Annotated in this window: 7 protein-coding genes and 1 pseudogene; 7 read left to right on the top strand and 1 reads right to left on the bottom strand. The window is 46.3% G+C overall.

Going from position 1 to position 12093, the window contains the following annotated elements; all coding sequences use genetic code 11:
* Positions 1-17: 17 nt before the first annotated feature.
* The 7 genes from OCV68_RS13410 (at position 18) to OCV68_RS13380 (ending at position 11833) form a co-directional block, all read left to right on the top strand.
* Positions 18-419: a hypothetical protein gene (locus OCV68_RS13410; protein WP_022474970.1), complete on the top strand. Its 402-nt coding sequence runs from the start codon at positions 18-20 to the stop codon at positions 417-419.
* 14 nt (positions 420-433) lie between these two features.
* On the top strand, positions 434-3742 hold the full coding sequence (locus tag OCV68_RS13405; protein WP_262573388.1) for a hypothetical protein: 3309 nt from the start codon (positions 434-436) through the stop codon (positions 3740-3742).
* Positions 3743-3752: 10 nt separating this feature from the next.
* Positions 3753-4607, top strand: coding sequence for a hypothetical protein (locus OCV68_RS13400; RefSeq protein WP_262573387.1), 855 nt, complete (start codon positions 3753-3755; stop codon positions 4605-4607).
* A gap of 130 nt (positions 4608-4737) precedes the next feature.
* Entirely contained in the window at positions 4738-7167 is a 2430-nt protein-coding gene (locus tag OCV68_RS13395; RefSeq protein WP_262573385.1) for a PAS domain-containing protein, read from the top strand.
* Between the two features lie 175 nt (positions 7168-7342).
* Positions 7343-8293, top strand: a complete 951-nt coding sequence (locus OCV68_RS13390) for a helix-turn-helix domain-containing protein (RefSeq protein ID WP_262573383.1) — start codon at positions 7343-7345, stop codon at positions 8291-8293.
* A gap of 14 nt (positions 8294-8307) precedes the next feature.
* On the top strand, positions 8308-10086 hold the full coding sequence (locus OCV68_RS13385; protein WP_262573380.1) for an ABC transporter ATP-binding protein: 1779 nt from the start codon (positions 8308-8310) through the stop codon (positions 10084-10086).
* A complete protein-coding gene (locus tag OCV68_RS13380) occupies positions 10079-11833 on the top strand; it encodes an ABC transporter ATP-binding protein (protein ID WP_262573378.1) in 1755 nt (584 codons plus the stop codon). Before OCV68_RS13385 ends, OCV68_RS13380 begins: the two co-directional genes overlap by 8 nt.
* Before the next feature lie 163 nt (positions 11834-11996).
* Here OCV68_RS13380 and OCV68_RS13375 read toward each other — a convergent pair.
* A pseudogene (locus OCV68_RS13375) lies at positions 11997-12093 on the bottom strand (IS5/IS1182 family transposase); the annotation flags it as partial.

The raw sequence follows: 12093 nt of genomic DNA, 5'->3' as shown, positions 1-12093 counted from the left end.
ACTGAAAGGGGTATTTTATGAATATTAAAAAAATGCTTTTCTGCACTATGGCTTGTCTTATGCTGGCGGGCTGTTCGGGCAGTGATGATATGACAGACCCATCTGACATTTCGGCAGATGTTCTCTATCTTTACGATGTAAAAAACGGGGCGATCAAAGCAGGGGAGGACTGGTCAGACAGCGGGGACGAAGGCTTCTGGCTGCCTGTTTCCGATGATGTATATGCGGAATTTCAGGACCCTGAACGTGTGGGAGCATGGTCTCCCGAGCAGTATTTCAGCGCAAGTGAACTTAAAAAGGGTTTTAAGGACGGAAAGATAGGCACTGACTCAAAATTCACATGGACTGTAGGCGATGACGGAAAAATCAACCGCCTGTATGAAGTCAATTACTACGCAAACAACAGCGTAACCGGTTGAAAGGGGGATAACATATGCCTTTCTGGCTCGCACTGCTTCTTATGCCGTTATCAGCGGCAGGAATAATTTTATCGGCTCTTAAAATAAAGAAAAAGCCTGTAAAAATACTTGGCATCACACTTTTTTCCATAGTATTCGCACTTATGTTTACCTACATCATACTTGTATTTATAATGGCTTTCAGGGCGGACGATCCTTACGATGATCCCGACCCAAATGCCGTCAGCTCACATTCCCAGTTTGTCGCAGCTGTGGAGGATATGACCGATAACGGCGACAACACCTATACATATGATGACGGCGAAATATCCCTCACCTTTGAAAAAATATCAGCAGATGATATGGAAAGCGCTCTTGAAGAAGCTTCATCGGCTTATGATACAGCGGCTTTGTCCGACAATTCCGTGATAAGCGGCTCAGTCCTGCACGGCGAAAGTGACGGACGTGAATGGTCGGCTGTAATAGATGCTGAGGGCAAGCCCCAAACGGTTTATATATCCGCAGGGGACACTATGGTATCAGCCAAGGTGAACACATCGCCCAATAATGCAGGAGCTGAATATACAGCTTCCGCAGCAGCTGTTCTTGTAACTGACAGCACGCCCTATTCGGAAGATGCCAATAAAATCGAATACCGCACTGACAGCTCTTCCTTTTACATCGAAGAAGCAAACTGCCTGCTTTATTACCCTGCACAGCTTACAGCATTTTCCGATATAGGCAGCGGATATATCTTCCGTGACGAGAAAAGCAGCGCAGTCCTTAAAGTAACTCTCACTCCCAATGAATATACCTCCATGTCAGAGGTGGAAAGCTTTATAAAGAACACTGAAAACAATCAGGTTCTGGCATACGGGGCAAACTGGTTCACCTCGGAAAGCAAAGAAAACGGCAGGATAACATTCGATTATTCGGGCTTCGGCAGCAGATATATAGTTGAAGCGGAGCTTACATATCCCGAAAAAAACTGCAATGTCTTTGGCAAGCTCCAAGGACTGATAAAATGCTGCTTTGTGGGTGACGATATCTGGAAAAGCACCGCCTCGGGCGAGGGCTACTCCAAGGATAAGGTCACTGCCTACAGCGACAAATTCAGCAGAGAAACAGCGGCATATTATAGCGAGAAACACGGCGTTATCCTGCTTTATCCCGAAATATTCTCTCAGGTGGATAAAACCGATGAATACGTGTTTTTCACCGACCCTGTTACAAATGCGGAAATAACCCTTTTCGGCGACACAGACCGTATCCCCCTCAGCGACTGGGCGCAGAACTATGGATTTGATGAAAGCTATATTGACAGCGAACACCGAGTAAAAGCCGGCGATATGAACGGCGGAAGATACGGCGTAATGTACCTTACCGATACCGAGAACGTGTGCGCTGTGCTTAGCTATCCCGAGGAGTACGCATGGGTGTATGAGGAATTTGAAGAAAGCTTCACTATCATTTCCTCAGCCTCCGAGATAAGCAATACCGAAATGCAGACCGTTTTCATTGAGGAATACGGTGCACTCATCACAATGCCCCTCCAGTTCACACAAACGTCCTTCTATGACGGTGTTATCCGCTATAAGGACGGCCTTAACGGCATGGAAATGACCGTTACCTTTGAATACCTCACCACAAAAAAGGAGCGCAGAAATCTTTTTGCCTGCTTTGACGTTATCGCTGATGACGATGATATCCGCATAGGCGACAGCTATGTGAGCTGGCTTTCAAACAGCGGATTTTTCTACGGAGCAAGGGGCAATGATATGAAAGCCCTTATGCAGATAGATGCTCCAAATGTGGCAAAGGCATACGAATCCACTCTCCCCATGTTCAGCGTGGAATTTGTCACCGAAGACAGCAGGGAAGAGACCAAAGCCCAACAGCTGGCAAAAGAAGCAAGGGAGACAGAACTCACCATGTCCGACCCGCCCGAGGAAGCTTCCGTTACAGTTACCACAGTTACAGAAGCTGTTGCATATCCAAACAAAGTGCTTATCTATGAGCCTGAGTCAGATTATACCTATGCCTCTGCCGATGGTGAATACTGGTACAGCCTTGAACAGGAATATGACGAGAGCATTCAGTCGGATTCAGCCATATACTGCATAGAGCAGAAAGAGCTTGTTGCCCATATTCTTGATATTCTAAGATACAATAATTATGATGTAGATAAGCTTGCAAAGGATTATTATAAGCGGATAGGTTATGTTGACTATGATGAAGAGTCCATGCTCCAGAATCTGACCATGGACACAGAGTTTGCCATGTATTTTGCCTACAAGTGCGAGCCACAAAAGGATTCCGACCTTGGCAAGGGCGTGCCCTCTGTTCTGGAAGAGATATGCAATATCATTGAAATCGAAAAGCCCGATTATGTCCGTGATATTTCCGAGGAAACTTCTCAGACCACAGCACCCGCCGTCACAGCTCTGACAGAAGCAAAAACAGAAGCGGTCACATCTCAGCAAACAAAGCCTGTTACGACTCAGACGACTTCAGCAAAGGAGCTTGACCGCTATCGGATAACCGACGGCGACACAAGCCACGATGCAGAATACGGCTACAACAGCAAAATGGCTGAAACTATCGACATGATACTCACCGAATATGACGAGGACTCTATTGCCGCATATATCGCCGACAAATACAGCGATGAAGAGCTTACAGCAATCACCGCCGAAATGTACACAGGCGGATACGACTATGATTACGGCTATATCACCACCCTTGTATATATTCTGGCAAATTACTCCGACGACCGTGTTATAAGCGCCATGACAGGCGGTTCACCTCTGCCCGCAAAGGAAGCATACATATATTTCCCCGAATATGACGATTACGGCACAGGCTGGGGCGAGCCTGATATCTACACCGACACGGTATGGAAAATAACTGACAGCGATAAGATAGAAGAATACGCCCTGCTTACCGATACTTCGCTTTGCAGTGATATCTACGACAAATACGGCGATATTATCCTTTGCCTTACCGAATCATCAATGCACGGCGAAAAAGTGCCTTTCTGGGTAAACAACTGGGAAAATGATACGGGCAAGGCGGCATATCTGCGTGACAGGATAGTTCCCAATGCAATTAACTACATTGATGAATACTGCAGCGGTGCAGACGGATTTTATATGGACTGCCTCAGTGCGGACGCAAAACTTATCACCTTTAACGCAGGCGGCTCAAAGCATACAGGAATAAAAATAACAGCCATTGATATGTATGACCCCGATTTTGACACAGTGGATTTTTACCTTGACATAAACACAGGCGCTCTTTATTGCGGCGGCTCTGAAACGGTAACCGGCGATATTTTCGGATAAGAGGTGCATTATGGATAATAAGGAAGCAAAACGGATAGGAAAAATACTGCTCCGTATAGCAGTCACATTGCTTTTTATAATAATAACTCTCGTAGCAGCTGTTTCTATGGCAGCTTCCTACGGCTTTACGGCAGGACTTATTGCGGCAGTCATCGGCTTTTTCATATGTTCTGCGGTCACAATGGCAATGAAAAAAACAGGCTCAGACGATATAAGTAAGGATATCCTGCCCGATATCCTTATGCAGCGCATTGAGCTGAAAGAATACTCCGCCTCAAAGCGCTTTGACGATCCTGAGATAAGACGTACAGGTCTCCTCAGCGGATTTACTTCTGCTGACGGCGGAGCGTATATTGACGGCTCGGTCAAGGGCATACACTTTGTCCGCTGCAATATCGAGCTGACAGACCGTGATACGGAAGAAATATATAACCCCGATATCAATTCATATGAAAAAGTAACATCTGATAACAAGGTCTTTTCAGGCTATATCCTGCGCACCGAACATCAGATACCGCAGTATGCGGGAGTGAAAGTGTGCAGTGACACTGCAAATGCTCCTGCGCTGTATCGGAACGGTGAAAAGCTTCGCAGTGAAAACGGCATATCCGTATTTTCATCTATCGGAGAAAATGTACCTGTTGCTCTCACAAACGGTCTTTCCGCACTTGTCGCCGAAACAGGGGATCCCGCAGCGGCAGCTGTGACAGATAAGTATATTTACCTTGCAGTATGCACAAACGACCTGCCGTTCAAAGGCAAAGCATTCCGTTCCATAAAAGCAAACAGCGAAAAGTTCACCGCTCAGACGGAACAGCTGGTGCGTATTGTTGAAAGGCTGAATTTCCTCGATCATGTACGTTAAAGCACATTAAGCGAAATTCTCCACACTTGGCATGATTTGTTAATCTTTATATGTTATAATATCATGCAGTTGTATTATAGCAAGGTCATTTTATGCCTTGCTATAATTTTATTTATCGGAGGTATTCACAATGCAGATGAACGGACATTTGTCTGAATATGATGAAAAGGCTATCACAGATGTATTCCTGCATGAAAAGAACGCAGGAATACTCGGCGGGTACTGTGAAGACGGATTTCCGCTGTACTATGCAAACGATAAAATGGCAAAAATGCTCGGTTATCCCGATACCGCTTCACTGGCAGAGGGTATCGGCGGAATGGTGGCAAACACTATACACCCCGACGATATGCCGCAGGTGCAAAAAGACCTTACCGACAGCTATTACGAGGGTCAGACATATGAGACCACCTACCGTATGCTCCGCAAAGACGGAAGCTGGTTCTGGACTGTGGATAAGGGCAAGGTCATCAGGACCGATGACGGCAGGCTCGCCATTGTAAGCATATGCAATGACATGACGGATTTTGTAAGGCGGCAGAAGGAGCTTGAACAGCAGAATTTTCTGTCCGAATCAATGTTCAAAAATCTGCCGGGTGGATATCACCGCTGCTCGTGTGAAAAGGGCTTCCCGTTCCTTTACGTCAGTGACCGTTTCCTTAATATTCTCGGCTGGACTGAGGAGGATATCAGAACACGGTTTGACAACAAATACATGAACCTTGTTCACCCCGATGACCGCCAGCTCATACTTAAATACTGCAATACGGTGATACAGGAAAAAGGGACCGATAACTATGCAGATCAGATATACAGGCTCCTTGGAAAAGACGGCTATCACTGGGTATCCGATACCACAATACTCATTGCCGCAGGCGGCAGAACTTTTTTTCAGGGTATAATCTCCGACATAACCAAATATATGGAAGATAAGGAAAAAGGAGAGCGTGCCCTTGAAGCTGCTCTCAGCTCGGCAAACCTGAAAAATGAAGTTATCTCTGCCGTAAGCACGCTTTTTTTGCAGATATATGCAGTCGATCTCACTGCCGAAAGATATGACCGAGTTAATACCTATGGCGTTAAATACGGCATGGTGGAACGTGGCGGACATATTTCCGAAATGGCTGATATCGGCATAAACCGGCTTGCTTCTCCCGAATATCACGATGTTATGGCAGAGTTTCTTGATTTTGATACCCTTGCAGACCGCCTTGCCGATAAAAATTCCGTTTATACGGAAATGAAAGGCTTCAACGGCAAATGGTATTCTGTTAATTTTATAGTGCAGAGCAGGGACGAAAATGGAAAAGTAACAAGAGTGCTGTATGTTGTAAGCGACATAAACGACCGCAAGACCAAGGAGCTTGAATACGAAGAAAAGCTTGTAAATACACTTCAGGAAGTGAAGCGTGCTGATATAGCAAAATCTGATTTTCTCCGAAGAATGAGCCACGATATCCGAACCCCCATAAACGGCATTCGTGGAATGCTTGAAATAGCAAACCATTTCCCCGAAAATATGGAAAAGCAGGCAGAATGCCGCCGCAAGATAGGGGAGGCTTCGGGATATCTGCTGTCGCTGGTAAACAACGTTCTTGATATGAACAAGCTGGAATCGGGCAAGGTAATACTGAAAAACAAGCGGTTCGATATCATAGATATGCTGAAAAAATCCAATTCCGTTGCTGAAATAAATGCCTCCGAACACTGCATTGCCTTTAATGTTGATGAAAGCAAGCTTAACATAATCCACAGGAATGTTATCGGCAGCCCGGTACATCTCCAGCAGATACTTCTCAACATGACAAACAATGCCGTTAAATACAACCGTGAAAACGGCAGCATAACCGTATATAGCACAGAAGAGCCTATAGACAGCGATACCTCCATGTACACCTTTGTTTGCTCCGACACAGGCATCGGCATGAATGAGGATTTCATCAAGCACGCCTTTGAGCCCTTTTCACAGGAGGAGCGCAGCGAAAACAGCTCCTTCGGTTCAGGTCTCGGTCTTTCCATCGTCAAGGAGCTTGTTGAACGTATGGGCGGAAAGATAGACCTGCAAAGCAAGGTCAATGAAGGGACTTACTTCTCTGTCTCCGTGCCTTTGAAAATTGACCGTGATGTCAGCGGAGAAAAGTCCGACAGCACTGTCCGCCCCACAGTTGATATGCACCGCAAAATGGCTCTCCTGGTCGAAGATAACGAGCTTAACATGGAAATAGCCGAGTTTCTTCTTGAGGGTGAGGGCATGATAGTTGTAAAAGCCTCCAACGGCAAAGAAGCTGTGGAAAAGTTCGCCGCTTCTGAGGTCGGCGGATTTGACATCATCTTCATGGACGTTATGATGCCCGTAATGAACGGACTGGACGCTGCCCGCAAAATAAGGTCAATGACCCGTGCGGACGCTCAGGCCATACCCGTTATCGCAATGACCGCAAACGCTTTTCAGGACGATGTTCAGCGCAGCTTTGAGGTGGGAATGAACGCCCACATCACAAAGCCACTTGATATCAACAAAATTCGTGAAGCTATAACGGACGTTATGACTAAAAAGTAATGATATCCCCCGATAATGATATTCAGTCGTTATCGGGGGACTTTTTATATACAGAACAGAGCAGAAATCTTTTCTGTCCAAACGGAGCATATCTGTCCGAAAGGGATAGACAAACAAATATTTGCATGATATAATATCATATAGTTAGCAATAGGCAACATAAAGGAGGCACAGAATGAACGGTGCGGAAGCATTCACAAAGCAAGGTGCAGAACTTCTTGCACAAAGCAGCGGGTGCAGCGTCTGGAAATTCAGGAATGAAACTGGCGACGGCACAATGACCTGCTATGAGCTTTTTGACGGCGTGCAGCTTTTCTACAACGATTTCCACATGGAATATGTCGATTCGGGATATGTTCCCCAAAATGGCGTTCTTGTGGCAGATCACTGCAGCGAGGGGCGAATGGAATATGAATATGCCGAAAACACATTTTCTTATTTTGAAGCCCACGACGTAAAGCTTGATACAAGGCAGATACATACAGGTCGGTTCGTGTTCCCGTCATGCCATTTTCACGGCATAACAGTTGGATTTGCCACAGCTATAGCCGAAAGATCGCTTAACGGCATGATAGACGGAATGACCATTGACTTTGATAAGCTTACGGAAAAATTCCGCATGGGCAAATACCCCAGAGTTATTCGTGAAAATGCCGCTCTTGATACGGTTTTCAGCGGAATGTACGGAGTTCCCGACAGCATACGTCTCCCGTATCTGCGGGTAAAGGTTCTGGAACTTCTGCTCTGCCTTGATACTGCTGAGACGTCAGAAGATGAAAAGCGACAGTATTTCTACAGGACGCAGGTTGAAAAGGTCAAGGCGATAAAAACATTTCTGGCAGAAAATATGTCAGATAATTTTACTCAGGAAGAGCTTTCGGAGCAGTTTGAAATTCCTCTTACAACAATGAAAAGCTGTTTCCGCTCGGTCTATGGAACGTCTATCGGAGCATGGCTCACAGGCTTCCGAATGAACCGTGCTGCGGAAATGCTGATAAATGACAGAAACAAAAGCGCAGCAGAGATAGCAGGACTTGTGGGATATGACAGTGCAAGCAAATTTGCGGCGACATTTAAAAGGATAATGGGCCGCACGCCCATTGAATACCGCAAAGATATCCGCTGAAAGGAAAGATGAAAATGGAAAAGGAAAAAAGCAGCTGGACAGCCACGCTGTTCAGGTACGCCGAGGGGCAGAAGGCAAAGCTTGTGATATCGGTGATACTCTCAGTCATAAGCGTAACATCGGGACTTGTGCCTTTTTATTGTATGTACAGGATAATATGCCTGTTCACTGACGGCATAGCTTCAAGCAGCTCGATAATCGGCTGGTGCATTGGTGCGCTGGCGGCTTATATCGTAAAGGTAGTGTTGTTCACGCTATCCACAGGCATCTCCCACAATATGGCATACAATGTTCTTGAGGGACTTCGTCTCCGTCTGGCAGACAGATTTCTCCACGCACCTCTCGGAGATGTGGAAAATCACTCCATAGGCGAAATAAAGAACATGATGGTGGATAAGATTGAAAATCTCGAACCTCCTCTTGCTCACATGGTCCCCGAGGGTGCAGGACATATCGTGCTGCCTGTAGTGAGCATTATCGCTCTCATCTGCATCGACTGGCGAATTGCTCTGGCATCGCTGGTAACATTCCCTCTGTCATTTATCTGCATGGGGCTTACCTTTAAAATAAGCGGCGAAAACTTCGATAAATATGATCAGGCGGGCGCTTATATGAACAGCACCGTGGTTGAGTATATCGAGGGAATTGAAGTTATCAAAGCTTTCGGACGTGCAGGCGTTTCCTACGAAAAATACGCAGGCGCAATAAACGACTTTAAAACATTTGTTGTAAAGTGGCTCGCTTCCACATATGTGACCATGAAGCTTGCATTTGCGCTTTTCCCCTCAACACTTATCGGAACACTGCCCACAGCGCTGGCTCTGGCATCATCGGGAACCATATCTCCTGCGCAGGCAGCACTGGCAGTAATGCTTTCTATCTCCATGGTAGGCTCGCTTGCAAAGCTGGAGGTATTCTCCGAAAATATGCGTCAGGTCAAGTTCACGGTTGAGGGACTGGAAGAGTTTCTTAATATGAAGGAGCTTCCCGAGCCTGCAAAGCGTGCAGATGTTAAAAAGACAGATGTTTCCCTTAAAAATGTCAGATTTTCCTACATGGGAAATGCTGATGATGAAGTCCTCCACGGCATTGACCTGAAGCTCCCTCAGGGCAGCTTCACAGCTCTTGTTGGCCCATCCGGCGGAGGAAAATCCACAGTGGCAAAGCTTATCGCCCGCTTCTGGGACGTAAGCTCGGGCAGCATAGAGATAGGCGGCGTGAACGTCAAGGATATGCCCCTTTCCCAGCTTTCGGAATATGTAAGCTTTGTTACACAGGATAACTTCCTTTTCCGCTGCTCCATACTTGAAAATATCCGTCTGGGCGATCCCAAGGCGACCGATGAACAGGTAAAGGCAGCTGCAAGAGCAGCCCAGTGCGAGGAGTTTATAAACAAGCTCCCCAATGGCTACGACACTCCCGCCGGTGAAGCAGGAAAGCGCCTGTCAGGCGGCGAAAAGCAGCGTATCGCCATTGCAAGAATGATGCTCAAAAATGCTCCCATAGTAATTCTTGACGAGGCAACAGCATTTACCGACCCCGAAAACGAGCATAAGATACAGCAGTCCATAACAGCTCTCACCAAGGGCAAAACTCTGCTGGTAATTGCCCACAGACTTTCTACCATTAAATCTGCCGACAATATTGTTGTGCTGAAAAACGGCAAAATACTTGCTCAGGGAATCCAGGAACAGCTTCTGGCAGACTGCCCGCTTTACAAGGATATGTGGGAAGCCCATATAGGCGCAAAGGACTGGGCTGTTGCCACAAACGGAGGTGCGGAAAATGTTTAAAACTATCAAGCGCATAATCAACTGGTGCGGTGAATTTAAGGGCAGGCTTTACGCAGGCTTTGCGGTATCATTTTTATCTCATATTTTCACAGCTATGCCAATAATGGTCGCAGCCTATACCATAGGACTGCTTATTGACTCAAAAATGAACGGCACAGCCTTTGACAGAAGCTGGATATGGAAGAGCCTTGTTTTGCAGATCGTTTTCGTTGCCCTCAGATTCTTGTTTGATTATCTCAGAGCAAGATTTCAGGAGTCTATCGGCTATGAGCTTACCGCCCGTGACCGCCTTGCAGTAGGTGATGCCCTGAAGCGAGTATCTCTCGGCTATTTCCAGCAGGTAAGCACGGGAAATATACTCAGCTCGGTAACCACAGGTCTTTCTACCCTTGAAAATATGGGCATACGAATGGTCGATAATTTCGTAGGCGGATATCTGAACTTTATCGTTATATTTGTCACACTTGCAATATTCAGCCCCGTGACCGCACTTATAGCACTGGCAGCCGCAGCGGTTTCATTCATATTCCTTGTGCTCATCTCACGCTACAGCGCCAAAAATTCACCTGTTGAGGCTCAGGCTAACAAGGATATGACAGGCGCAATAATCGAATACTCAAGAGGACTTGCGGTAGTTAAGTCCTTCGGAAAAAGCGGTGCTTCCATGGATTCCGTCACAAAGGCGGTAGGGGACAGCAAGCGCATACATCTTAAAATAGAGTGGGGATATCTTCCCTCAAATCTCTGCCACCTGATAGCCCTTAAATGCGGCTCGGTAGCACTTGCACTTGCAGCGTCACTTATGTGCCTTAACGGAAAGATGGACTTTTCCGTAATGCTCATGTTCGTGTTCTTCTCCTTTGTGGTATTTGCAAGCCTTGAACCTATCAGCGACAGCGCACACACTCTCAGCGTTATCGACGATGCAATGGATCAGCTGGATGCTCTTAAAGGAAGCAGCTTTATTGATGAAAACGGAAAGAATATTCCTCTCAGCCACTACGATATCGAGTTCAAAAATGTTGATTTCGGATATGATTCCCGTCAGGTGCTTAAAAATGTAAGCTTCTCTATCCCCGAAAAGACATCTACCGCCATTGTGGGACCGTCCGGCTCGGGAAAGACCACTATCTGCAGCCTGCTTGCCAGATTTTATGATCCCAACAGCGGAAGCATCACAGTAGGTGGCCATGACCTGCGTGAAATGACCTGCGACAGCCTGCTTTCAAACATCTCCATGGTTTTCCAGAACGTATATCTTTTCAATGATACCATACGTGCAAACATCTGCTTCGGAAAGCCCGACGCTACCGAAGAGGAAATGATAGCCGCAGCCAAAAAGGCACGCTGCCACGACTTTATATCGGCTCTCCCTCAGGGCTATGACACCGTTATAGGCGAGGGCGGCGGAACTCTTTCAGGCGGCGAAAAGCAGAGAATATCCATCGCAAGAGCTATCCTCAAAAATGCTCCTATCATAATCCTTGACGAAGCCACCGCTTCCATCGACCCCGAAAACGAGCATCTTATCCAGTCGGCAATATCCGAGCTTACAAAGGGCAAGACGATCATCACCATCGCACATCGTCTCGCAACTATCGAGCACGCCGATCAGATACTTGTAGTCGATGACGGCAGAATTGCCGAAAAGGGAACTCACAGCGAGCTTATCAGCCAGGACGGCGTTTACAAACGCATCATTCAGATAAGAGAACAGGCCGAGGGCTGGCGCATAGGCAGCGTATAAGGTCAATACAAAAAAATCATCGCCATATACACAAAAGCATAATGCCTTGTGTATATGGCGATTTTATGTCTATGTCAGAACTTGTCTTCACAAGCTAAAATCGACGCAACAGGGTTTGCAAATTGGAAATAATACAAATATTTTCTTGGTAAAAAGTCCTAATTTCATAGTCCTTTGACAAACGCCCGGACCAAGTCATCCAGCCAAATGTTCGTTCAACTACCCAACGAACAGGCTGAATTTCAAATTCATTTTTTATT

This window comes from Huintestinicola butyrica (assembly GCF_025567215.1).
GTDB lineage: Bacteria > Bacillota > Clostridia > Oscillospirales > Ruminococcaceae > Huintestinicola > Huintestinicola butyrica.
Note: the sequence above shows the minus strand (reverse complement) of the source record. Positions and strands in the feature narration are given on the sequence as shown.

Coding starts and splice junctions, on each gene's coding strand:
- OCV68_RS13410 (WP_022474970.1), top strand. CDS start 18: ATGAATATTAAAAAAATGCTTTTCTGCACTATGGCTTGTCTTATGCTG.
- OCV68_RS13405 (WP_262573388.1), top strand. CDS start 434: ATGCCTTTCTGGCTCGCACTGCTTCTTATGCCGTTATCAGCGGCAGGA.
- OCV68_RS13400 (WP_262573387.1), top strand. CDS start 3,753: ATGGATAATAAGGAAGCAAAACGGATAGGAAAAATACTGCTCCGTATA.
- OCV68_RS13395 (WP_262573385.1), top strand. CDS start 4,738: ATGCAGATGAACGGACATTTGTCTGAATATGATGAAAAGGCTATCACA.
- OCV68_RS13390 (WP_262573383.1), top strand. CDS start 7,343: ATGAACGGTGCGGAAGCATTCACAAAGCAAGGTGCAGAACTTCTTGCA.
- OCV68_RS13385 (WP_262573380.1), top strand. CDS start 8,308: ATGGAAAAGGAAAAAAGCAGCTGGACAGCCACGCTGTTCAGGTACGCC.
- OCV68_RS13380 (WP_262573378.1), top strand. CDS start 10,079: ATGTTTAAAACTATCAAGCGCATAATCAACTGGTGCGGTGAATTTAAG.